The 23,062-nt window shown below is 60.7% G+C and carries 18 protein-coding genes; 9 read left to right on the forward strand and 9 right to left on the reverse strand.

Translation table 11 applies throughout. The features are described from left to right. Window positions 1-110: 110 nt before the first annotated feature. The 6 genes from IV109_RS00775 (at window position 111) to metW (ending at window position 7,337) form a co-directional block, all read left to right on the forward strand. Window positions 111-1,313 (forward strand): chemotaxis protein CheB, encoded by a 1,203-nt coding sequence (locus tag IV109_RS00775; protein WP_296690932.1) that lies wholly within the window; start codon window positions 111-113, stop codon window positions 1,311-1,313. Next, the gene (locus IV109_RS00780; RefSeq protein WP_296690934.1) at window positions 1,216-3,417 is read left to right on the forward strand and encodes a PAS domain-containing protein; all 2,202 of its coding nucleotides are present in this window, start codon (window positions 1,216-1,218) and stop codon (window positions 3,415-3,417) included. Before IV109_RS00775 ends, IV109_RS00780 begins: the two co-directional genes overlap by 98 nt. Beyond that, on the forward strand, window positions 3,414-4,064 hold the full coding sequence (locus IV109_RS00785; protein ID WP_296690936.1) for a response regulator transcription factor: 651 nt from the start codon (window positions 3,414-3,416) through the stop codon (window positions 4,062-4,064). Before IV109_RS00780 ends, IV109_RS00785 begins: the two co-directional genes overlap by 4 nt. 156 nt (window positions 4,065-4,220) lie before the next feature. After that, the gene (locus IV109_RS00790) at window positions 4,221-5,360 is read left to right on the forward strand and encodes a sensor domain-containing diguanylate cyclase (protein ID WP_296690938.1); all 1,140 of its coding nucleotides are present in this window, start codon (window positions 4,221-4,223) and stop codon (window positions 5,358-5,360) included. 232 nt (window positions 5,361-5,592) lie between these two features. Then, window positions 5,593-6,759 (forward strand): homoserine O-acetyltransferase, encoded by a 1,167-nt coding sequence (locus tag IV109_RS00795; RefSeq protein ID WP_296690939.1) that lies wholly within the window; start codon window positions 5,593-5,595, stop codon window positions 6,757-6,759. Further along, window positions 6,756-7,337 carry a methionine biosynthesis protein MetW gene (gene metW, locus IV109_RS00800; protein ID WP_296690942.1) on the forward strand — a complete coding sequence of 194 codons (582 nt, stop codon included), beginning with the start codon at window positions 6,756-6,758 and terminating at the stop codon, window positions 7,335-7,337. Before IV109_RS00795 ends, metW begins: the two co-directional genes overlap by 4 nt. A 10-nt stretch (window positions 7,338-7,347) precedes the next feature. Here the strand turns inward: metW and IV109_RS00805 are convergent, their stop codons facing one another. Then, entirely contained in the window at window positions 7,348-8,034 is a 687-nt protein-coding gene (locus IV109_RS00805) for a transglutaminase family protein (protein ID WP_296690944.1), read from the reverse strand. A gap of 139 nt (window positions 8,035-8,173) precedes the next feature. Here IV109_RS00805 and chrA point away from each other — a divergent pair, with 139 nt between their 5' ends. After that, a complete protein-coding gene (gene chrA, locus IV109_RS00810; RefSeq protein WP_296690946.1) occupies window positions 8,174-9,574 on the forward strand; it encodes a chromate efflux transporter in 1,401 nt (466 codons plus the stop codon). Window positions 9,575-9,633: 59 nt separating this feature from the next. Further along, window positions 9,634-10,473, forward strand: a complete 840-nt coding sequence (gene otnI / locus IV109_RS00815) for a 2-oxo-tetronate isomerase (RefSeq protein WP_296690948.1) — start codon at window positions 9,634-9,636, stop codon at window positions 10,471-10,473. Here otnI and IV109_RS00820 read toward each other — a convergent pair. The 4 genes from IV109_RS00820 to IV109_RS00835 form a co-directional block, all read right to left on the reverse strand. Continuing rightward, window positions 10,461-11,954 (reverse strand): methyl-accepting chemotaxis protein, encoded by a 1,494-nt coding sequence (locus IV109_RS00820; protein WP_296690950.1) that lies wholly within the window; start codon window positions 11,952-11,954, stop codon window positions 10,461-10,463. The genes otnI and IV109_RS00820 overlap by 13 nt on opposite strands. Before the next feature lie 95 nt (window positions 11,955-12,049). Next, on the reverse strand, window positions 12,050-13,348 hold the full coding sequence (locus IV109_RS00825; protein ID WP_296690951.1) for a TRAP transporter large permease: 1,299 nt from the start codon (window positions 13,346-13,348) through the stop codon (window positions 12,050-12,052). Further along, window positions 13,345-13,815, reverse strand: a complete 471-nt coding sequence (locus IV109_RS00830) for a TRAP transporter small permease (RefSeq protein WP_296690953.1) — start codon at window positions 13,813-13,815, stop codon at window positions 13,345-13,347. Before IV109_RS00830 ends, IV109_RS00825 begins: the two co-directional genes overlap by 4 nt. Before the next feature lie 8 nt (window positions 13,816-13,823). Then, window positions 13,824-14,837 carry a sialic acid TRAP transporter substrate-binding protein SiaP gene (locus IV109_RS00835; protein WP_296690956.1) on the reverse strand — a complete coding sequence of 338 codons (1,014 nt, stop codon included), beginning with the start codon at window positions 14,835-14,837 and terminating at the stop codon, window positions 13,824-13,826. 138 nt (window positions 14,838-14,975) lie between these two features. Here IV109_RS00835 and IV109_RS00840 point away from each other — a divergent pair, with 138 nt between their 5' ends. Then, the gene (locus IV109_RS00840; protein ID WP_296690957.1) at window positions 14,976-15,818 is read left to right on the forward strand and encodes an alpha/beta hydrolase; all 843 of its coding nucleotides are present in this window, start codon (window positions 14,976-14,978) and stop codon (window positions 15,816-15,818) included. Between the two features lie 29 nt (window positions 15,819-15,847). Here IV109_RS00840 and IV109_RS00845 read toward each other — a convergent pair whose 3' ends face one another. The 4 genes from IV109_RS00845 to IV109_RS00860 form a co-directional block, all read right to left on the reverse strand. Next, window positions 15,848-18,841 (reverse strand): PAS domain S-box protein, encoded by a 2,994-nt coding sequence (locus IV109_RS00845; protein ID WP_296690959.1) that lies wholly within the window; start codon window positions 18,839-18,841, stop codon window positions 15,848-15,850. 81 nt (window positions 18,842-18,922) lie between these two features. Further along, window positions 18,923-19,351, reverse strand: coding sequence for a response regulator (locus IV109_RS00850; protein ID WP_296690960.1), 429 nt, complete (start codon window positions 19,349-19,351; stop codon window positions 18,923-18,925). Further along, a complete protein-coding gene (locus tag IV109_RS00855; RefSeq protein ID WP_296690962.1) occupies window positions 19,308-19,616 on the reverse strand; it encodes a histidine kinase dimerization/phospho-acceptor domain-containing protein in 309 nt (102 codons plus the stop codon). Before IV109_RS00855 ends, IV109_RS00850 begins: the two co-directional genes overlap by 44 nt. A 406-nt stretch (window positions 19,617-20,022) precedes the next feature. Further along, window positions 20,023-23,001 carry an EAL domain-containing protein gene (locus IV109_RS00860; RefSeq protein WP_296690964.1) on the reverse strand — a complete coding sequence of 993 codons (2,979 nt, stop codon included), beginning with the start codon at window positions 22,999-23,001 and terminating at the stop codon, window positions 20,023-20,025. Window positions 23,002-23,062: the final 61 nt, after the last annotated feature.

The following is a 23,062-nucleotide window of genomic DNA, read 5'->3' on the forward strand; positions in this document are numbered from 1 at the left end:
TCGCACTACCTGTTTTCAGGTAATTTGATCGCCGTAGCAGGGCGTGGCCTCCTGCACCGGCTAAACTAAAAAAATGGCAGCCCATGGCGCTGCACCCGAGGAGATTCTGTTTGTCTGTCAAACCCGCTGTCAGGCGTCGTCCCAAGGCCGATGTTCCCCAAACCATTGCCGCCGCAGACATGCCCGTGGGCCTGTGTATTGCGGGCATAGGGGCCTCGGCAGGGGGCTACGACGCCATTCGCAAGTTCTTTCGTGCCATGCCCGAAGACAGCGGTGTGGCCTTTGTGGTGGTGCAGCATCTGGACCCAACGCACACCAGCCTGGCGGCCGAGCTGTTTGCCAAATGCACCAGCATGCCCGTGTCCGAGGCCCGCGAGGGCGAGCGGATAGAAGCCAATCATGTCTACACCTCGCCCTCCGACAAGGAAGTGGCGGTGAAGAACGGTTGCCTGCGCCTGACGCCGCGCCCCCCGGTGAAGCAGTTGCATTTGCCGATCGATCATTTCTTCAGTTCGCTGGGCCTGGATTGCGGCGCGCGGGCCATTGGCATCGTTTTGTCGGGTACCGGCACCGATGGCACGCTGGGCCTGAAGGAAATCGCGGCGCAGGGCGGTATTGTGCTGGTGCAGGAGCCTGTGTCGGCCCAGTTTGACGGCATGCCCAACAGTGCCATTGCCGCGGCCATTGCCAATTACGTGCTGCCGGTGGAGGAGATGCCCGCCGTCATTGCCGGCTACGTGCGTCACCCCTACGTCGGCGGCCCGGATGAAGCCGATCCCGGTCTGATCGATCCCAAGACGCTTCAAAGCCTGTTCAGTATCGTTCAAGCCCGGCGCGGCCACGATTTTTCCGGCTACAAGCCCGGCACGATGTTTCGCCGCATCCAGCGACGCATGGGTTTGCACAACCTCCTGAAAAGCAAGGACTATCTGGCCCTGCTCCAGACAGACCCGAACGAGGTGGACGCCCTGTTTCGCGATCTGCTGATTGGCGTGACCGAGTTTTTCCGTGATCCGCTGGCCTGGGACACACTGGATGCCGACGTGATCATCCCCCTGGTCGGCGAAAAGGAGCGCGACGAGCCCATCCGTATCTGGATTCCCGGCTGCTCCACGGGTGAAGAGGCCTACACCATGGCCATGGTGGTGCTGGAGCGCTTGCGCCGGGTCCGCAAGCATTGCCCGGTCCAGATATTTGCCACCGACACCAACAACGATGCGCTGGAAGTGGGGCGCCTGGGTCGTTACCCGGTGGGCATCGCCGCGCGCATACCGGCCTCCTGGCTGGGGCGGAATTTTTGTCGGGGGTGTTGAGCAGCAGAGTTACACAGTGAATGAAACGCTGCGTTCGTCGGTCATCTTCGGGGTGCAAAACCTTTTTTCCGATCCGCCTTTTGGCCGGGTGGATCTGATCAGTTGCCGCAACGTGCTGATTTACCTTGAGTCGGCGGTGCAGAAACGGGTGCTCAATATCTTTCACTTTGCCTTGCGACCCAAAGCCTACCTTTTTCTGGGCAGCGCCGAGTCCAATGGCGGGCGCGATGACATGTTCAAGCCGCTCTCCAAAAAGTGGCGCATTTACCAGCGCAACGGGGTGACGCAAGGTGGCTTGCTGGCCTTGCCGCGGCGTGTGGGCGAGTTGTCCGGTGGCCTGGCGGTGACCTCGACACGGGTCGGACCGCCTTTGAGTCAGGTGGCCGGCATTGCCCAGAAGCTGATCCTGGACCGCTTTGCACCGGCCTCGGTGTTGATCAACAGCCGCTGTGAGACGCTTTATTTTTGTGGCCCGACGGATGATTTCCTGCTGCGACCCCGCGGTGTACCGAGCCAGGATCTCCTGGCGATGGTGCGCGAGGGGCTGCGCTCCAGGGTGCGTGCGGCCCTGCGTGAGGCTGAAAGCAGCGGGTTGACGGTGAACGTCACCGGCGCCCGCATGCGAGGTCCGCAGGGCTTTGTGCCGGTGCGGATCACGGTGGCGCCCAGCACGGGTGATGAGCTGGGGCGCCTGTTTCTGGTGGTGTTCCGGCAAGACAATGTGCCGGTCATCGTGCCCGCAGATTCAAGTGCCGAAGGGGCGTTGGTGCGTCACCTGGAAGAAGAGCTTAAAGTCACGCGGGATGACTTGCAGAGCACGATCGAGCGCTTCGAATCGGCCAACGAAAACCTCAAGGTGTCCAACGAAGAAGTCGTGACCAGCAACGAGGAATTGCGCTCGCTCAATGAGGAGCTGGAGAGCTCCAAGGAGGAGCTGCAGTCGCTCAACGAGGAGTTATCGGCCGCCAACCAGCAACTCGAAGGCAAGGTGCGCGAGCTGGAGATCGCCAACAACGATCTTCGCAACCTGCTCAACAGCAGCGACATTGCCACCATCTGTCTTGACCGGGCCTGCCGGATCAAGTGGTTCACGCCGGCCACGCAGACGCAGTTCAAGTTCATGGCCAGCGACGTGGGGCGTCCGATCACCGATTTTTCCCTGGCCTGGAGCGGCGGCGGTTTGATTGACGCAGCCGAGGCCGTGCTGGCCGGCCAGGCGGTGCCCCCGCATGCGTTTCAAACCGAAGATGCCCGTCGTTACCTGCGCCGTATGCTGGCCTATCGGAGCGAACGCAATGAGATCAGTGGCGTCATCGTGACCTTTACCGACATCACCGACAGCCAGTTGGCACTGGACGCGGCCAGCCTGGCGCGCCAGGACCTGAGCGAGTCCCGGGCCATGAATGAGAAGCTGCGTCTGCTGTCGGTGGCACTGGCCACGGCAGAGGCGCGTGAGCGGCGCAAGCTGGCGCAGGATCTGCACGATGACCTGGGACAGCTGCTGGCGGTGATCGGCATCAAGGCGGCAGCGCTGAAAAAGGAAGAAATGCCGGAGTCGCTCCAGAAAGCGCTGGGCGACTGCATGGTGGCGCTGGACCAGGCCAGCCGCAAGGTGCGTGCGATGGCGTTCGATCTGAATCCGCCGATGCTGGAGCAGCTCGGCTTTGGACCCGCGCTGGAATGGCTGGTGCATGAAATTCAGCAGTTGTACAAGCTGGAGGTCACGGTTCACGATGATGGCAAGGCCAAGCCCATGGACCCTGGCGTGAGTGCCACGCTGTTTCGTGCGGTGCGCGAGCTGCTGATCAACGTGGCCAAGCATGCCAGGGTGGGTGCTGCGTCGGTTGTCTATGCCAGCGGCGATGGCGACACCCTGACCGTGACGGTCAGCGATGCCGGTGCCGGTTTTGATCCCCGATTTGTGGGGGTGAGCGACGGCAAGAGTGGCTTCGGCTTGCTCAGTGTGCGTGAACGCATCGGGCTGCTCGGTGGCAGCGTGGCCATCCAGAGCAGCCCTGGCAACGGAACCCGGGTGGTGCTCAAAGTCCCCTTGCTGAATACCGATGGCGAGGTGCCCCAGGCCGGGCACGCGGGCACGCCATGACTATTCGCGTGTTGCTGGTGGACGATCACACCATGCTCCGGCAGGCCCTGCGCATCATGCTGGACAAGGAGCCCGGCATTGAAGTGGTGGGCGAGTTGGGTGATGGCGCGCTGGTGACGCGCGCCGTGGGCGAATTGAAACCCGACGTGGTCGTGATGGACATCAGCATGCCCACGGTCAATGGCATTGAGGCCACGCGCGCTTTGCTGGACCAGCATCCCGAGGTGCGTGTGGTGGTGCTGTCGGCCTATAACTACAAGCAGTTCGTCATGGAAATGATGGATGCGGGCGCCACGGCGTATGTGGTCAAGTCGGCGGCGGGGGAGCAGTTGGTGAATGCCATCAACAGTGCCGCGCAGGGCAAGACTTTTCTGTGCCCCGAAGCCACTGCTACGCTGGTGGCCGCGAGCCGCCGGGGTGGCCCGGGTGCCGCCGACGGGGCGGAACAAAAGCGTCTGGGGCGGCGCGAGAAAGAGGTGTTGCGCCTTCTGGCCGAGGGGCATAGCTCACCGCAAATTGCCAAGGAGTTGCATATTGCCGCCAGTACGGTCGATGTGCATCGGCGCAACATCATGGACAAGCTGCAGTTGCACAGCGTGGCCGAGCTGACCAAGTACGCGATCCGGGTCGGGCTGACCCGCATGTAAGTTTGCCTTCGCTACTACCGGATATTGAGTAGCAATTTTCAGCACATCCGGGTATTTGTTGCGCGGGGTTCCTTCGGTACGCTTACAGGTCCAGATCAGAAAGACCGTCAGCCGCTGGGCTCACGGTGTCTACCCCGCAGGGGCAAAGGGACGGAAATGAAGGATACCGGGTTGACGGCGGGGAAGGTGCTCATGCCCTCGTGGCAGGCCGCTTCGGCGCGGGTGCATGGAACGTTCAAGGAGGTGTGGGCTCGGGCGCAGGGTGAGAAAGCGGCAGCGCTTGCGCAGCAGAGCCGGGAGGTGGAGGGGCGCCCGGATGCCATGTCGGCATTGCAGTTGCTGGCCTCCAGCCTGGAGATGCTGGATGTGGGGCTGCAAATCTGGGACGAGCAGGACCGCCTGGTGTTCTACAACAAAAAAATTAACCAGATGCACGTGGGTTTTCATACGCCGGCCGATATTGGGCAGACCTTCGAGACCTTGATGCGCGCCAACCTGCGCCGACACCTCATCACAGAAGCCATCGGCCACGAAGAAGAGTGGCTGGCGCAGTGCCTGGCCCAGCGCGGCAAGCATGAGACACCGATCCTGCAGGAGTTGTCGGGCAACCAGTGGGTCAACACCTACGAGACGCGAACACCCGAGGGCTACTTGGTGAGCGCTCGCGTGGATGTGACGGAACTGGTGAACAAGGGCAAGGTGCTGGAGGCCAGCAACCATCAGCTCGCACAGCAGTCCGCAACCGATGACCTGACGGGGCTGGCGAACCGCCGGCGCTTTGACGAAGTGCTGGCCACCGAGTGGCTGCGCTGCGCCCGCAGTGATGCGCCGCTGAGTTTTCTGATGGTCGATATCGATCACTTCAAGCGCTACAACGACCACTATGGGCACCTCGCCGGGGATGAATGCCTGCGCCGTGTGGCTGCGGTGCTGGGGCAGTGCGTGCGCCGTGCCGGCGAGCTGGTAGCGCGCTACGGCGGTGAAGAGTTTGTGATGCTGCTACCCGGCGCCGACATGGCGCACGCCTGCGACACGGCCCAGAAGTGCCTGGAGCTGATGCAGGAGGCGGGGCTGCTGCACGCGTCCTCGCCCACCTCAGACTGGGTCACCTTGAGCATTGGTGTGGCGTGTCTGCAGCCGGACGCGGCGCAGGAGGCCACCACCATGGTCAATGCGGCGGATGCCGCCATGTACCGCGCCAAATCCAACGGACGGGCGCGCTATGAGGTCGCTGAACGGGGGGACTGGGAGATCGACAAGGACACTCCCCGTACCCGGCCCGCTCCCTTGTGCTGAAGCGGCCCGGACGCCCCGATGGTGATCGGGGATGGTGGCATTCCTCATCTCATCGGGCGTCTGGCCTGTTTGCCCGGTTCAGTGGAGCTTGATATACTGCCAGGGCGCCGATTTGCTACAGCTTGCGGGCGCTTAATAAGTTCAGCTAAAGACGCCTGCCAACCCGGTCTCGCCTTTAGCGACGCCGGGTTTTCTGTTTTTTGGGCCAGCACTGTCTGCAACCGTATTTGAAATGAACGCTACGCCACAGTCCATGCACTTTGCCGCCGTTTTGCCTTTGCAAAGCGGTGCGACGCTTCGCGACTACTCCCTGAGTTATGAAACCTATGGCACGCTCAACGCCGATCGCTCCAATGCGGTGCTGATCTGCCATGCGCTCAATGCCTCACACCATGTGGCGGGGGTCTACGAGGGGCAGGACAAATCCGAGGGCTGGTGGGACAACATGATTGGCCCGGGCAAGCCGCTCGATACCCGCAAATTCTTCGTCATCGGCGTCAACAACCTGGGTTCCTGTTTTGGCTCCACCGGACCCATGCACGTGAACCCCGACACCGGGCGTGTGTACGGTGCCGATTTCCCGGTGGTCACGGTGGAAGACTGGGTCAACGCGCAGGCTCTGCTGCTGGACGCCATGGGCATCCAGACCCTGGCGGCGGTCATGGGCGGCTCGCTGGGCGGCATGCAGGCCCTGAGCTGGACCCTGCAGTACCCCAGCCGGGTGCGCCATGCCGTGGTGGTGGCCAGTGCGCCCAACCTGACGGCCGAAAACATTGCCTTCAACGAAGTGGCGCGGCGCGCCATCGTGACCGACCCTGATTTTCATGGCGGACATTTCTACGAGCACGGCACCGTGCCCAAACGGGGCCTGCGCATTGCCCGCATGATCGGGCATATCACCTACCTCAGTGACGACGTGATGAACGAGAAGTTCGGACGCAAGCTGCGGGCCGCCGCGCTGGATGCTGCGCGCCAGCCGGGGGACGCACTGCCCCCGTATCAATATTCAACGCAAGAGGTGGAGTTCCAGATCGAAAGCTATCTGCGCTACCAAGGCGACAAGTTTGCCGAGTACTTTGATGCCAACACCTACCTGCTGATCACGCGTGCACTCGATTACTTTGACCCGGCCCGCACCTATGGTGGCGACCTGAGCCACGCCCTGGCGCGCGCCACCTGCAAGTTCCTGCTGGTGAGCTTCACCACCGACTGGCGCTTCTCGCCCAAACGCAGCCGCGAGATTGTCAAGGCGCTGCTCGACAACAAGCGCGATGTCAGTTATGCCGAGATCGACGCGCCGCACGGGCATGATGCTTTTTTGCTTGATGACCCGCGTTATATGGGCGTCGTCAGCTCTTATTTTGATAGCGTTGCAAGTGCGGCGGGGGTACAGTCATGACCGATATCTCTACCATGCGGGCCATTGCCCAACTGGTGCCCGAGGGCTCGCGGGTGCTTGACCTGGGTTGTGGCGACGGCGCCATGCTGGCGCACCTGCAGACGACACGTGGCTGCAGCGGCTACGGCGTGGAGATTGCGGATGGCAATGTGCTGGCCTGCGTCAGGCGTGGCGTCAATGTCATCCAGCTCAATCTGGACGAGGGCCTGGCCATGTTTGGCGACGCCTCATTCGACGTGGTGCTGCAGATCGACACCCTGCAGCACCTGCGCAATGCCGAGGTGATGTTGCGTGAAACCGTGCGCGTGGGGCGCGTCGGCATTGTGGCTTTTCCCAACTTTGCGCACTGGCCGAATCGCCTGAGCGTGTTGACGGGCCGCATGCCCGTGACCCGGCGCTTGCCTTACCAGTGGTACGACACGCCCAACATCCGTGTCGGCACCCATGCCGATCTGGGCGCACTGGCCCTGCGCAGCCATTTGCGCGTGCTCGACAGCTTTGGCATTCAGGCCGGGAAAACAGTGCGCTTGTGCCCCAATCTGCTGGCGGGCACTTCGGTTTACACGCTGTCGCGTTAAGCCGCTGCGGCTATGAGCCGGTCCTGGCTTCGCTGGCGACGTCGGCCAGAAAGTCCGCGCCCTGCAGGCTGCTGGTGGTCTCGCCGCCAGGCAGCCAACTGGCATAGATCTCTCGGAACGTGACCATGATCTCGTCCAGCGGCAGGTCGTTGAAACTGCCGCGCTGGCGGATGTATTCCATGTGCCGGTTACCGGCCAGATCGAACGGGTGGTAGATCGAGTCGCTGAGGCCATCAAATTCAAGTGGCAGCAGACCAAATTTCTCGCACAACTGCACATTGAAGGCCGGCGTGGCCTTGCGCCAGGCGCCATCGAGCCAGATGTCGGTGTAACCATGCCAGGCAAACACATCGGTTTTCATGGTCTCGCGCATGCGCTCGGTGGACAGGTGGTTGCGCACGTCGGCAAATCCCAGCCGCGCCGGAATGCCCGCTGCGCGGCACACGGCGGTGAGCAGCGTGGCCTTGGGCACACACCAGCCGTAGCCCGAGGCTAGCACCGCGCTGGCCTTCATGCCGGCAGGCGACAGGTCGATGCGGTAGGGGTCGTAGCGAAAGCCGTCGCGCACGGCGTAGTACAGCGCAACAGCCCGTTCCCGGTCGGTGGCCCCGGTGGCGTGTTGTTGGGCAAAGGCCTGCACGGCAGGGTGCTCGCTGTCGATCAGTGCAGTGGCCTGGAGGGTTTCAGATGCGGGCATGGACGTGCTTGAGGTTGGTGGTTTGGACTGAATTGGCTATGCTACATTGTGCTCGTCGGGGTTCCAGCTCCCCGGCATCAGGCTCTTCGGGCCTCAAGACGGTGTCCCGTCCAAACGCTGCAATTTTATTGGACTTGCCATGGACACCCCCAATCCGTCTGTGATTCCCCTGCATCCTCAGGTGACCCCTGTCGTTTCATTTTTGGAAGCCCTGAAGTTCTGGCTGCGTCTGGGCTTCATCAGTTTTGGCGGGCCTGCCGGCCAGATTGCCATCATGCACCGCGAGCTGGTGGAGGAAAAGCGCTGGATCTCGGAGGGGCGTTTCCTGCATGCCTTGAACTACTGCATGTTGCTGCCCGGCCCCGAAGCGCAGCAACTGGCTACCTACATCGGCTGGCTGATGCACCGCACCTGGGGCGGCGTGGTGGCGGGGGCGCTGTTCGTGCTGCCTTCGTTGTTTATCCTGATCGGCCTGAGCTGGATTTACGTGGCCTTTGGCGGCGTGCCCTGGGTGGCGGGGATGCTGTATGGCATCAAGCCGGCGGTGGCCGCGCTGGTGCTGCAGGCGGTTCATCGCATGGGTTCCAAAACATTGAAAAAACCGAGCGTGGCCCCCGTGTTATGGATGATTTCAGCTATTAGTTTTATAGCGGTTGCATTATTGAACGTGCCGTTCCCCTGGGTGGTTTTGGGCGCGGCACTCACGGGTTGGCTGGGTCAGCGTCTGGTGCCCCGGCAGTTCGCCAGCGCTGGCGGGCACGGCTCGGCCAGGGCGCATGCCGGCACCCATCGCCCGGCCCTCATCGACGACGACACCCCGACACCGGCGCATGCCCGCTTCAAAAAATCGCGCCTGGCCAAGGTGCTGGCGGTAGGTGCTTTGCTCTGGCTACTGCCAATGAGCGTGCTCATGGCGTGGCAGGGCTGGAGTGGCGCTGTCACCCAGATGGGGTGGTTCTTTACCAAGGCCGCATTGCTGACCTTTGGCGGGGCCTATGCCGTGCTGCCTTATGTGTACCAGGGGGCGGTGGAGCATTTCGGGTGGCTGAGCGGCTTGCAGATGATGGATGGCCTGGCCCTGGGCGAGACCACGCCCGGCCCATTGATCATGGTGGTGGCTTTTGTCGGTTTTGTTGGCGGATGGTCCAGGCAAGTGCTCGGACCCGACGCGCTGTTCCTGGGGGCTGCGCTGGCGGCCGTGGTGGTGACCTGGTTCACCTTTTTGCCGTCCTTCCTGTTCATTCTGGCGGGTGGCCCTGTGGTGGAGTCGACCCACGGCAAACTGCAGTTCACCGCCCCCCTGACCGCGATCACCGCGGCCGTGGTGGGCGTGATTGCAAGCCTTGCTTTGTTTTTCATCGTGCATGTGGCCTACAGGGCGGGGGCAGAGGGCTCATTTGTGTCGAAAATCGACTTCGGTGCGTTGATCCTCACGACCCTGGCCGCCCTGGCTTTGCTGCGCTACAAGCTGGGTGTTGTGACGGTCATTGCCGTTTGTGCGCTGGCGGGGCTGGCGCTGAGGCTGGCCGGATTGGGCTGACACTTAACACGGTTGACGCTGTGCGACACTGCGCTCGTTTTGAACCACCGGAGTGAACGATGCCCCGCTTTGCCGCCAACCTGTCCCTGATGTACCCGGAGCTGCCTTTTCTGGATCGCTTTGAGGCGGCCGCCCAAGATGGTTTCAAGGCGGTGGAGTACTTGTTTCCCTACGCCTGGGCGCCTGAGGAGCTGGCCACCCGGCTCTCGGCCCATGGCTTGCAGCAGGTCCTGTTCAATGCGCCGCCGGGCGGCACCGACGCGCTGTCTGCGCAGCAGGCCTGGGATGCAGGCAGCCGGGGCCTGGCCTGCCTGCCGGGGCGCGAGTCCGAGTTTCGCGCCGGCGTGGAACTGGCGCTCAGCTACGCCCAGGCGCTGGCTTGCCCACGCATCCACGTGATGGCCGGGTTGGCGCCGGTGGATGCAGACTCCGCTGTCCTGCGCGCCACCTACCTGGACAATTTGCGCTGGGCGGCAACGCAGGCTGCCCGCCAGGGTGTGGATGTGTTGATTGAGCCGATCAACACGCGGGATATACCGCGCTTCTTCCTGAACCGGCAGGACCATGCGCACGAGATCGTGCAGGATGTCGACGCCCCCAACCTCAAGGTTCAGATGGACCTGTACCACTGCCAGATCGTGGAGGGCGATGTGGCCATGAAGCTGCGCAAATACCTGCCAAGCGGGCGGGTTGCCCATGTCCAGATTGCAGGGGTGCCCGAGCGGCATGAGCCCGATGTGGGCGAGTTGAATTACCCCTACCTGTTCGCTGTGCTGGACGAACTGGGCTACGACGGCTGGGTGGGCTGCGAATACCGGCCCGCGCGAGGCGGGCAGCCTGCTGGCACCTCGGCAGGACTGGGCTGGCTCAAACCGTATCTGTTGAATCAGGACGCATAGCAGCCGCAAGTGACGACCATGTTGTCAAATTTTTCCACGTAGACGGCCTTGGTCTTGATCTCTTGTGTGACGGGGTGCGCAAACTTGTAATGAAGACCGCCTGAGCCCCGGTCCATGCCGATGGCAATCATGTCGCGGATGAAGAGCTTGCCGTCCTGGTCCTTGGTGTTGATGGCGTCAGAGCCGATGAAATGCCGATTCGCTCCGTGTGCCGTGACAGTGCCGTCATCGCTGTAGATGCCAAGGTACAGATCCTTGTAAACAAACTGGCCTTTGTTCAGTTTGTTGACGTCTTCGATCAGGCTGGCCAGTCCGTTTGCGGTCGCAAAAGCAATGCCCTTTTTGACCAGTGCCTTGGCTTCCTCGGCGGTGCCGACTTCCGAGCCCAGCTTGAAATGTTCGACCGACTGCGAGAGCGTGGAGGCATTGCCGGCCAGCGAGATGGCTGACTTCAGGGCCTGCTCCACCAAGGCGGCATTTTCTTCGGTCATGCTTTCAAAGTGGGCAATGGTTTCATTGACCTGCGCAATGCCCACACTTTGTTCCCGGCTGCTGGTGGCAATGTCGGACATGAAGCCGGCCACCTCATTGACCGAGTTCACGATCTCTTCCATGGTTTGGCCCGCGTTGCCCACCAACTTGCTGCCCGAGTCCACTTTTTCCACCGAGTCGGTGATCAGGGACTTGATTTCCTTGGCCGCATTGGCCGAGCGCTGTGACAGGCTGCGCACCTCGGCGGCCACAACGGCAAAGCCACGTCCCTGCTCACCGGCGCGCGCAGCTTCCACCGCGGCGTTGAGCGCCAGAATATTGGTCTGGAATGCAATGCCGTCAATCACACTGATGATGTCGACGATTTTGTGGGAACTGTGCTTGATGGCGTCCATCGTGCTCACCACGTCTTTCACCAGGCCGCCGCCCTTGAGGGCCAGGTGCGAGGTGGATGCCACCAACTGGTTGGCGCGCACCACTTTGTCATCGTTGTTCTTCACCGTGGAGGTGAGCTCTTCCATGGAGGCTGCGGCTGTCTGCAAGGATCCGGCCTGGGTCTCGTTGCGCACCGACAGCGTCGTGGTGTCGTTCTTGACGCGGCCCGCCGTGGTGTCGATCGCAATCGAGCCGCTGCGCACATCGCGCACGATGTTGAACAGTGAATCCTTGATGGCCGTCAAAACGCGCTGGATGTCAGCAAGCTCGCCGCTGGCCGGTCCCTTGAACGAGGAGGTCAGATTGCCCTCCGAAATTTGCTGACCCAGTGCCGCAATGTCCTGAAGCGGCTGGGCCAGGCGGCTGTGGAGCCACCAGGCACCGAAACAGTTGAGTCCCAGCGCCAGCATCCCCAGGCCAATCACCAGGCCGCGCAGCTCGCCGGTGAGGTTGACGACAGCGATCAGCGCGATGGCACTGATCATCAGGAAAATCATGCTGGCATTGAGCAGCAGCAGGGGGCCAATTTTGAGATTGGTCATACGATTGAGCATAGATGCAAGTCCTCCGCAGGTGCTGATCAAGGCCACACGTTAGCGGATGACGGCCGGGAGCGCAAATGGTAATTGCCCCTATTGTTTGCTGCTTTTCAGTGCGTCACATAGCCCATGCTTTGCGGCAGCCACAACACAATTTGCGGGAACAGCGTCATCATCAAGAGGGCCAGCATCAGCAGCGCGGTGAAAGGCCAGCCCTCACGCACCATGTCCTTGAGCGGGATGCCCGTCAGTGCATTGGTCACAAACAGCAGCATGCCAAAGGGCGGGGTCACCAGCCCGATCATCATGTTGACGACAATCACCACGCCAAAGTGAACCAGATCGATACCCAGCAGCTTGGCCGCGGGGATCAGCATGGGCACAAACACCAGCAGCATGACCGAGACATCAAGGAAGCACCCCAGCACCAGAAACACCGCGTTGACCAGCAACAGAAATTCCAGCTGCCCCAGATTCAGACCGCTCACCCACTGCGCCAGTTGCCCGGGCACGCCCTCCGCGGTGAAGGCGTAGTTCAGCAGGTAGGCCGAGGCGATGATCATGGTGATGACGGCGCTGGAGCGCAACGACTCCAGTGTCACCGCAAACAGTGCCTGGGGCGAGAAGGCGCGGTAGACCCCGGCGGCCAGCACCAGGGCATGCAGGGCGGCCACGGCTGCGGCTTCCGTGGGGGTGAATGCACCTGAATAAATGCCCGCCAGCAGCACCACCGGCAGACTCAAAGGCAAAAGACCGCGCATCAAAATACCCGGCAGATGGCGCCGCGCAATGGGGTCGTCCTGGGGCATCTTGCGCCGCGTGGCGATCACATGCACCCCCACCATCAGCAGGGCGGCCATCAGCAGCCCGGGGACCACGCCGGCCAGGAAGAGGGCGCCGACCGAGGTGCCCGACACCAGCGCATAAATCACCATCGGAATGGACGGTGGAATGATGGGTCCGATGGTTGCGCTGGCCACCACCACGGCACCGGCAAAGCCGGGGGTGTATTCGGGTTTCTTAAGCATCTGCTTGATGGTCACCAGGCCGGGCCCGGCTGCATCCGCAATGGCGCTGCCGCTCATGCCGGAGAAGATCACGCTGACCAGAATATCCACTTGCGCCAGGCCCCCGCGCATGCGTCCCACCAGCACGCGGGACAGGTCGAACAAGCGTTCGCTGATGGTGCCGGCATTCATCAGGTTGGCCGCAAATACAAACAGCGGAACGGCCAGCAACACGTAGCCGTTGTACAGGCCATTGAGCACTTGCTCGGCAGCCAGACCGAGGTCCTGACCCTTGACGATCAGGTAGGCGATGCCGCTGGCCAGCATGGCAAAGGCAATGGGCGCGCGCAGCAACATGGCCACGACCAGCACCGCGAGCAAGGTGATCAGTGCGGAGCTCATAAATGTGCCCGCCAGTTCTTGCCCAGCAGGCGGTAGATGCGCAGGGCGTAGCGCACCGCCAGGGCCAGCAGCAACAAGCCAAAGGGCGCAAACACCCAGTCCATGGGCAGGCCCATCACCGGGGTGGACTCACGCCGCATGAAATGAATGTAGTCCAGCGAGCCGGGCAGGCCCCAGGCTGCCAGGCCGCCGATCAGGGCGCATCCGGCCAGCGCCATCGCCCGTTTCACTGGCGGGGGTGCCTTCTGGTAGAGCAGGTCAAAAGCCACGTTTTCACGGTCCTTGCACACCAGTGCCGAGCCCCACAGGATGGCCCACAGGTACAACACGACGGCGGCCTCGTCGGTCCATGCCAGCGGCTGGTTGAATCCGAAGCGCGCCGTGACCTGGACCACAAACACCAGGAACAGCGAAGCAAACAGCACAACCCCGATGGCATTTGCCCCGCGCTGAAGAAGCCGTGACATGATGCCGCTCACCGGGTGGCGTTGATGCGGTCCAGCAGCCCCTTGGGCCAGGCCCGGGCCTGCTCTGACTGCAGGTAGGTGGCCTGCACCGATTTGCGAAACGCGTCCACATCGGGTTTCGTGACGGTCAGGCCCTGGCGCTTGAGGAAGTCCAGCATCTGCTCCTCATCGGCCAGTCGCTGTTCATTGTTGTACCTGGCGGCAGCCTGGGCCGCGCTCCTGAGCTTGTGCTTCTGGTCCGGGTTCAACCCGTTCCACAGCTTGTTGGACACCGCAATGAACAGAACATCCACCAGATGGCTGGTGAGGGTGAGCTGTTTGGTCACTTCGTGGAATTTGGCGCTTTTGACGGTCGGCAGGGGGTTGTCCTGGGCGTCAATGGTGCCGGTTTTCAGGCCCAGGTAGACCTCGCCAAAAGCCAGCGGTGTCGGCGTGGCGCCCAGCGCCGCGCCCAGGAACAGCCAGTCCTTGCTGCCCGGCGGCATGCGCAGCTTGAGCCCCTTGAGGTCGGCCGGGGTCTTGATGCTGCGGGGTTCGCGCAGACCGAGCTGGCGCGTACCGTAGTAAATGGGCGCGAGCACGGTCAAGTCCATCTTGTCGCTCACGCGTTTGAATAGCTCCTCGCCAATAGGCCCATTGAACACGTTCATCAAATGGACAGGATCGCGGATGACGTAGCCCGCCGTGAAAATCGAAAATTCGGGAACCAGCTTGGCCATGTCAAAAGCAGACAGCGTTGCCAATTCCAGGTTGCCGCGCGCCATAGCAACCGGCTCGGTCCCCTGTTTGAACAGGGCCGCGTTCAGGTTGATCTGCATGTCGAACTGGCCGGGGGCCGATTTTTCCAGTTGCTCCTTCATGACGGTCCACATCCTGGCGTGCCAGTCACTGGAAACCGCTGGCGTGGACACCCTCAGCAGAGTCCGGGCCTGTGCCATGACGTGCCGTGTTGCCAGGCTGAGCGCCATCACCGCAGCCAGGCAGACGCGGCGACGAACGGGTTGACTAGGGGAGATGGACATAGGCCGGTATTTCACAGAAATGGGGTGTTGCCAAGGTTGGAACTATCTCACGATATTGCCCGGGCGATTGTCCGCCCTGCGGCGTGGTTCGGCGCGGCACACGTACAATCTTTTCAACCATCCTCCACCGAGTGACTTATGACTACCGACACCACGCTTTCAACCTTTGTTGCAGCCGATGGCGACAACGTTGCGATTCAGGACTGGCCGCTGGAACAGGGGTCAAGGTTGCGCGGTGTGGTGATCCTGGTGCATGGCCTGGGTGAACACGCCGGCCGGTATGACCATGTGGCGCGCAAGCTCAATGACTGGGGCTTTGCCGTGCGCGGCTATGACCAGTATGGCCACGGCGAGTCGGGTGGTCCTCGTGGCGGCCTGCCCACGGACAACCGCCTGCTTGACGACCTGGCCGACGTGGTGGACAGCACCCGTGCCCGCATGGACCCTGAAACCCCTCTGATACTGCTGGGCCACAGCATGGGTGGTCTGGTGGTCGGACGTTTTGTGTCGCTGGCGATGCGCCCTGTCGAGGCGCTGATCATGTCTTCCCCGGCGCTGGACCCCGGGCTCAGCGCCGTGCAGAAGCTGCTGGTGTCGGTGTTGCCGAAAATCGCCCCCAACCTGCGCGTGGGCAACGGACTGGATGCCTCCCTCATATCGCATGATCCCGCCGTGGTTGCTGCCTACCAGAGCGACCGACTGGTGCATGACCGCATTTCAGGGCGGCTTGCCCGGTTCATTGCCCAGGAAGGGGCCGCCACAGTGGCATTGGCGCCCCGATGGAAGGTGCCCACCTTGCTGATCTATGCCGGCTCCGACAAGCTGGTGAATCCGGCCGGTAGCCGGGCCTTTGCGGCCGCAGCGCCCAAAGAAGTTGTGAACGCCCATTGTTTTGAATCTCTCTACCACGAGATCTTCAACGAGCTCAATGCCGAGCCGGTTTTTGCCGAGCTCAAGCGTTGGCTGGATGCCCGGTTTTAAGTTTTAGCGCGTGCTCCGAAAGACCTGACTCACACTGAATCGTTGCTGCGGCGACGGTGCTCCGTGGCACCCTCTCCCTCGGCCGCCAAAGGCAGTTCAAACCAGAAGGTGCTGCCGTGGCCTGGTTGGCTGCTTGCGCCAATGTCGCCGTGCATGGCCAAAACCAGTTTCTTGGAAAGTGCCAGTCCGATACCGGTACCTTCCACCACCTCATCACCCGACGTGATGCGCTCGAAGGCCTGGAACAGGCGTGGCAGAGCGTCGGCCGCAATGCCCTTGCCGGTGTCGCGCACGCTGATGCGCAACCGATGCCCGGCAGTCGGCACGCAAGTCAGCGCAATGTGGCCGTCTTCACGGTTGTACTTGATCGCGTTGGACAGAAGATTGAGCAGCACCTGGTCCAGGCGAAGATGGTCCGCCTGGACCCTATAGGCCTGCTTCACGTCCAGCTCAATGTTGATCCTGCGTTTTGCGGCCAGAGGCAGGACTTGTGCGATGCACTTTTCAAGCGTTGGAACGATTGGGATCGACGTCAGGTGGACTTCCAGTTTGCCGCTTTCCACCCGGCTCAGGTCCAGGACCTCGTTGATGAGTTCCAGCAAATGACGGCCCGCATGCAGGATCTCATGCACGTTGTCGACCTGGATCTCCGTCAATGGATTCTGCGGGTCGGTTTCCAGCAACTGACCAAAGCCGATGACCGCATTCAACGGTGTGCGCAATTCGTGACTCATGCGTGAGAGAAACTCTGATTTGGCCAGGTTGGCGCGTTCCGCTTCGTCTTTGGCCTGGATCAGGGTCTGCTCGGCCTGCTTCCGGTCGGTGATGTCGTACAGGCTGACAAGATATTCGCCGGAATGCCCGCCTTCCAGCGGCGTGGCACTGACCATGAAGGTGCGCATCGCATCATCTTTGCATCGGACAGCGATCTCGATGGGAACAAAGGGCTGACCTGTGCGCGTTGAATCATCCAGATGTTGCTGCCAAGTCTGCATCACCCATTGACGGTAGTGCGGATCCGGGTAGGCCAGTGGCCACCATGCCTGCAGTGTCGGAATGTCCTGCAGGGTGTAGCCCAATGTTTTTAGAAAAGCGCTATTTAGAAGGGTGATGCGTCCCTGATCATCGTTGACGGCCAGTGGCATGGGGGAGGCGTTGATGATGGTGCGGGAGCGGCGCTCGCTCTCCTGCCACGCTTCCTGAGCCCTCAATGCCTGCTCGTTGCGCCTGCGCTCGGTGATGTCGGAAAAGGACACTGCTGCGGCCACAGGCAACGGATCGCCGTCCTTGAAAATCGGTTGGGAATTCACAGCGATCCACCGCAAATCATCATCGGGCGTGTGAATCCCGTAGATGACATTGAACTGCGGTTGGCCCGTTCGCAGTGTGACAGGCCCGGGATGCATATCACCCGGAAAAGGGGTGCCATCCTCGTAGATTGTCCGCCAGCGTGGGTGAATCGAAGCCAAGCCGCGCATCTGGTCCTCGCTCAAGCCAAGAATGGCTTCAGCGGCCGGGTTGGAGGTGATCGACTTGCCATTTCGGCCTATCAGCACGACGCCCTCCGTCAGTGCAGAGACGACCGAGTGGTAGCGGTCCTCGCTTTCGCGCAAGGTTTCCTCCAGTTGCTTCTGATCGCTGATATCCTGTACCGTGCCTCGTGATTCGACAGGTTTTCCTGTTGCATCAAAATCCGTTTCACAACGCTCGCGCACCCACTTGATGCGGCCATCACTCATCAGCAGTCGATGGGTGATTTCGTAGGCCTGGCGGGTTTCAAGTGAGCGCGTGTAGGCCTGATTCACGGCTTCGCGGTCATCGGGGTGAATGGCGTTGAGGAATGCTTCGTAGGTTGCGTCGAATAGGACTCTATCGATCTCAAACAAGCGAAATATTTGGTCCGACCAGATCAACTCGCCTGTCAGCAAGTTCAATTCCCAACTGCCGACTTGGGCGACACGCTGCGCTTGGTCTAGTCGCTGGGCGTTCAATCGCAGCGCAGCCTCCCTCTGTTCCACTATGGCCATCAATCTATTCAGGCCGGAAATCAGATCCCCAAGTTCATCGGGGCGTCCAACGGGCAAGGGCTTTTGCAGGGATTCTGACGGGATGGTTCCGGCGAGCAAGCGCGATGTTGCGCGCAAGGGCAAGAATTCGTGGTGCATCATCCACCCTATTGCCACTGCTGCCAGCAGCGTCAGAAATGCCGTCGCCGCCGCGATGCGCAACTGCAAGCTGCGTATGGGTTCGAAGGCATCCTGGGTGGGAAGGGTAATCCACACAAGCCAGCCTGCTACGGGTACCTTTTTCACGGAGCCCAATACTTCCAGGCCATACGAGGTTTTGTAGACCGCGGTTCCTTCGTAGCCTTGAAGAAAACGGTCCAGCTTCTGATTGACGCCAGTAGCCGGAAGGGATTCCATGGTGCGACTTTTGTCGGTAGCGATGATGACTCGTCGAAGCTGCGGCGCAACAAGAACAAAACTACCACTCTTTGCGTACTGGTGCCCCGAAATGCGGTCAAAAAAGTTGGGTTGAGCCAAATCAGTGGTGCCGACCACGGCACCGATGGCCTTGCCCTGTGAGTCGAAAATGGGGGTGACGATAGAAAAACGAGGAAACTTTTGAGACTTCCCCATGACCGGCAGTCCGATGGTTGATTTCTTCTCGTTGATGGCCGTTTTCAGGGCGTCGGTGTCGATTTCATCTGCCAAAGTGGTTGGCTGCTGAGTCCTGGCACGCACTTGCCCATCCAATCCAAGGACCACTACGCCATCATTGAACCCGTCATCAAGGGCCGGGTGTTGCTGCCGCAGATCGACCTGCAGTGTCGCAATATCGAAGGATGGCAGCGCACTCAGTCGCTGTGCGAATGATTGCAATGTGTGCGTTCGGTCAAGTAGTTCTTGTTGAATGTCTGCAGCGACCAAAGACGCTGTTGAGAATTGCTGATCGCCCATTCGGGCTTGCAGATCGTCACGCAGCGTACTGCCGGCGAATAGCGCCACACTCCAAATGCTCACCAGGAAAATGCCGATGGTGAATACCGTTACTCTGGCTCGGAGTGACTTCTGGAGATACTTCCTTGGATTGATCCGCATAATTTATCGACTGTGACCTTGCTTCAGCCCATCATTCAAGTGGCGATCTATCGTTTTCATGAATCGGTCGATGTCCAGCGGCTTGGTCAGATACTCGGCAAAACCTGATGCCATGCCGCGTTCCACGTCCCGCGGCATGGCATTGGCTGTGACGGCGATGACCGGGACGTTTTCAAGCTTGCTTTCCCTCTTCAGAATGTCAAGGACCTGGTAGCCGTCCATGCCGGGCATATTGATGTCAACAAGGATCAAGTCAGGGCAATTCGCCAGCGCCAGTGCGATCCCCTGCTCGGGAGTGGCGGCTGCCAGCATTTCAATGTCTGGACGGCGTCCCAGGATTTGAGTCACCAGTTTCAAATTGGAGGCGTTGTCTTCGATGTAAATAACCTTATGGCGCATGGCTTCCTCGTTGTATTTGCGGTGCTTTGGCATCGGTGGATTCCTGCGGCATTGGCAGGTTGTCGGACTTTGCATTTCCCAGGTTCAGCAATTCATTGATGAGTTTAAGCAGATGGTGACCGACTGTGAGAATTTCCTGCACGCTGTCCCGGCCTCCGCTGGCAGTGCCTTCATTGCGTTCGAGCAGCTGCGCGAAGCCCAGAATTGCATTCATTGGAATGGGCAACTCGTGGCTCATGTGGGCGAGGAATTCCGATTTGGCTGCGTTGGCGCGTTCGGCTTCCTGTTGGGCTGCCACGCATTGGGTCTGTGCTGATTTGACGAGGGTGATGTGGGTGCGAATGGAGACATATTGGTAGATTTTCCCTTCGCTATCGAGAAACGGCGTGATCGTGGACTCGACCCAGAAAAGGGTGCCGTCGCGACGGCGATTGCAGATCTCGTCCTGTCATATCCCTCCACTGGAGATGGTGTGCCACAAGTCATGATAGAACTCTGGATGATATCGCCAGCAAGATCCGCAATAGACACCAGCGCATGACGGTCCACTGCCTCCATCAGTGCCTGGGAGTAGCGCAGTACGCCGCTGGGCTGGACGGAGGCGCTGTCGGCGTGCGCCTCCTGCTGGGACATGGGGACTTCCATGGGTGCTCCGTCTTTGATCGTCGGGTCTGCTGCGATATTACTGTCCCGGGGTTGTGCGGTCAAACAGTGAGCAAATCACGCGCAACGAATCCTTGTGCAAGGGCCTCGAAAGCGGGCAGCGGCAAGGGGCAGCTGAACAAGTAGCCTTGGTAGGCATGGCAGCCATGGCCGGCAAGAAAGTCGCGTTGCGCCTGGGTTTCTACCCCTTCGGCAATCACCCCCAGACCGAGACTGTCGGCGAGTGCCACGATGGTTTTGGCAATGGCCGCGTCGTTGGGGTCACTCAAGACATCCCGGACGAACGATTGATCGATTTTCAATTGGTCAAGTGGAAGGCGCTTAAGGTAGGCGAGTGATGAGTAGCCGGTACCAAAATCATCCAGCGAGAAGCTCACGCCCCTGGCCTTGAGTGCAATCATTTTACTGATGGTTTCTTCGACGTTGGTCACCAGCAGGCTCTCGGTCAACTCAAGTTTGAGCCGTTTGGGGTTGGCGCCGGTTCTGTCGAGCACGGCCATCACTTGATCGACAAAGTCACCTTGATGGAACTGCCGGGCGCTGACATTCACGGCAATGGTGAGGTGGGACATTTCCGGGACGGACGCCCACAGGGCCAGCTGGAAGCAGGCGGTTTCGAGCACCCAGAGGCCCAGCGGAAGTATCAAGCCGGTTTCTTCAGCCAGGGGAATAAAGTCGGCTGGCGACACCATGCCGCGTTGCGGATGACGCCAGCGAAGCAGCACTTCAGCCCCGGTCAAGCCGTCGCTGTCCTGAACCTGCGCCTGGTAGTACAGCAGAAACTGATTTTGAGTTACCGCCTCGCGCAAATCCTTCTCCATCCCGACGCGCTGCAAGACCGCAGTTTCCATCTCGGGGTTAAAAAATCGCAGTGCATTGCGGCCGCCTTCCTTGCTTCGGTACATGGCGAGGTCGGCCTGCTTCATCAGGTCGTCGGCGCTGGCGCCCTGTCCCAGAAAAAGAGTAGCGCCAATGCTGGCGGTGCTGTGGTGTGCCGTGATGCCGAGTTGGTGGCTCTGGTTGAGCGCGGTGAGGATCTTCCGGGCGACGATTTTGGTCCCGGTGCCCGCGTCGACCTCGCTCGTGCCCAGGCTGGGCAAAATCACCACAAACTCGTCGCCCCCGAGTCGGGCAACGGTATCGACCTCGCGAACGCACTCGGTGAGTCGCTGTGCGACTTTCTTGAGCAGCAAATCACCGACGTCATGACCCAGTGTGTCGTTCAGGGACTTGAAGTTGTCCAGATCAATGAACAGCACGGCACCATACACCCCCGTGCGTTCGCTGACCGTCATGGCCTGTTTCAGACGGTCAAGCAAAAGAGTGCGATTGGGCAGGCCAGTCAATTGGTCAAAGAATGCCAGTTCTGCAATCTTTTCTTGCGCTTTCTTGCGCTCGGTGATGTCGTAATGCGTGCCAATGTAGTGGGTCACCGCACCGTCATCGCCTTTGACCGCCGAGATGGTGAGCCACTTGGGATAGACCTGCCCGTTCTTGCGGCGATCCCAGATTTCCCCTTGCCATCCACCGGTGCGCTGGATGGATTCCCACATATCGCGGAAAAAGGCGACGTCGTGACGATCCGACTTCAGCAAACGTGGAGTTTGCCCCACCGCCTCGTCAGCAGAGTAGCCGGTGCTCTGGGTGAAGGCTTGGTTGACCCGCAAAATGACGCCATTGACATCGGTCACGATCATGCCCTCTTGTGATTCAAAGGCGGCGGCGGCAATTCGCTGTTGCTCATCGGCTTGCCTGCGTTCGATGGCAATGCTGGCCAGGCGTGCGGATTGATCGATGATGGCAATGTCCGAGGCACACGGTGCTTGCGCTTGCGGGTGATAGACGGCAAAGGTCCCAAGCACGCGGCCAGTGCTGGAAAGCACTGGCCGAGACCAGCACGCACTCAGGCCTGCCTGGTTTGCCAGTGCCTTGTTAGCTTGCCCGTAGGGGTGTGATGCGACGCCCTCCAGTGCCGAACTGTCGAAGTCCGGCAGCGAGACGCTGCACCGCATTCGCGGGTTCACCTTTCCAACGCCCAGGCAAATGGCTTGCAGGACCTCGTTGAGCGGCTTCCCGCTGGCCAGCAGCTCCAGCGTTTGGCTGCGAAATTGTTCGAATTTTTCAGCGCGCTGACGCTCCGAGATGTCAATGTAAACGGTGACAAAGCCGCCGCCGGGCAGTGGCGTGCCGCAGATCTCCAGCACAGTGCCGTTGGGGCGGGTCCGTTCCAGGGTGTGTGCTTCCAATTTTCGCGCCCGAGTGACGATGGCCTGGACCTGCTCCTCCCGGTTGCCGGGGCCGTATTCGCCGCGCGTGGCGTTATAGCGGATGAAGTCTTCGAAGTGGACGACGGGGCCGGCCAGCAAGGACTCGGGGAATTCCATCATGTCCATGAAAAGCTGGTTGTGTGCGACAAGCTGCAGATCGGGGCCGAACACGGAGATGCCGCTGGGGAAATTCTGGATGATGCTGGAGAGGGTGGTGTTTTGGCGCAGCAGTTGGTTTTCAAAGTTTTTCCGTTCGCTGACGTCCCGCAAGGCGCTGACAAAGAGGCTGCCACCGGGCGTTTCGATTCGACTCAGCCGGATTTCCACCGCACACTCGCTGCCATCTTTGCGCTGGGCCATGACCTCTCGACCCAGGCCCATCTGCCTTGCCTTCGGCTTTTCGGCGAAATCGGCTCGCTGCGCGGGATGGTGGCCTCGAAAACGCTGAGGCATCAGGATTTCGATGGGTTGGCCGATCAGTTCGTTGGCGCTGTAGCCTAGCAGGCGCTCGATCTGACGATTGGCATGCGTGATTGTGCCCTGGGCATCGCTGATCAGTTGGGCGTCAGGACTGGCGTCGAAAATCGCGTTTTGCCGCGCCTCGATGGCTTGCAAGTTAGCCTGGTGCGCGGCTTTGAGGCTTTCGAAATTGCTTTCACTGGTCTGATCGCGTGCCACACTGAACACGACCGGAAGCAGCAGAACGCCCAGGAGCATGATCGCATCGATCCGAATGTAGTCTTGGTACTTCACATGGAAGATGTGCTCCCCCAACAGCAGCAGGACGCCTGCCACGCAGAGCCAAGCAGCAATG

The sequence above is a fragment of the Rhodoferax sp. genome (assembly GCF_018780565.1).
Taxonomy (GTDB): Bacteria; Pseudomonadota; Gammaproteobacteria; order Burkholderiales; family Burkholderiaceae_C; genus Rhodoferax.

What these genes read in the sequence shown, in the direction of transcription:
- IV109_RS00780 (WP_296690934.1), top strand. Translation starts at nt 1,216, where the DNA reads ATGCGCTGGAAGTGGGGCGCCTGGGTCGTTACCCGGTGGGCATCGCCG.
- IV109_RS00785 (WP_296690936.1), top strand. Translation starts at nt 3,414, where the DNA reads ATGACTATTCGCGTGTTGCTGGTGGACGATCACACCATGCTCCGGCAG.
- IV109_RS00790 (WP_296690938.1), top strand. Translation starts at nt 4,221, where the DNA reads ATGAAGGATACCGGGTTGACGGCGGGGAAGGTGCTCATGCCCTCGTGG.
- IV109_RS00795 (WP_296690939.1), top strand. Translation starts at nt 5,593, where the DNA reads ATGAACGCTACGCCACAGTCCATGCACTTTGCCGCCGTTTTGCCTTTG.
- metW (WP_296690942.1), top strand. Translation starts at nt 6,756, where the DNA reads ATGACCGATATCTCTACCATGCGGGCCATTGCCCAACTGGTGCCCGAG.
- IV109_RS00805 (WP_296690944.1), bottom strand. Translation starts at nt 8,034, where the DNA reads ATGCCCGCATCTGAAACCCTCCAGGCCACTGCACTGATCGACAGCGAG.
- chrA (WP_296690946.1), top strand. Translation starts at nt 8,174, where the DNA reads ATGGACACCCCCAATCCGTCTGTGATTCCCCTGCATCCTCAGGTGACC.
- otnI (WP_296690948.1), top strand. Translation starts at nt 9,634, where the DNA reads ATGCCCCGCTTTGCCGCCAACCTGTCCCTGATGTACCCGGAGCTGCCT.
- IV109_RS00820 (WP_296690950.1), bottom strand. Translation starts at nt 11,954, where the DNA reads ATGCTCAATCGTATGACCAATCTCAAAATTGGCCCCCTGCTGCTGCTC.
- IV109_RS00825 (WP_296690951.1), bottom strand. Translation starts at nt 13,348, where the DNA reads ATGAGCTCCGCACTGATCACCTTGCTCGCGGTGCTGGTCGTGGCCATG.
- IV109_RS00830 (WP_296690953.1), bottom strand. Translation starts at nt 13,815, where the DNA reads ATGTCACGGCTTCTTCAGCGCGGGGCAAATGCCATCGGGGTTGTGCTG.
- IV109_RS00835 (WP_296690956.1), bottom strand. Translation starts at nt 14,837, where the DNA reads ATGTCCATCTCCCCTAGTCAACCCGTTCGTCGCCGCGTCTGCCTGGCT.
- IV109_RS00840 (WP_296690957.1), top strand. Translation starts at nt 14,976, where the DNA reads ATGACTACCGACACCACGCTTTCAACCTTTGTTGCAGCCGATGGCGAC.
- IV109_RS00850 (WP_296690960.1), bottom strand. Translation starts at nt 19,351, where the DNA reads ATGCCAAAGCACCGCAAATACAACGAGGAAGCCATGCGCCATAAGGTT.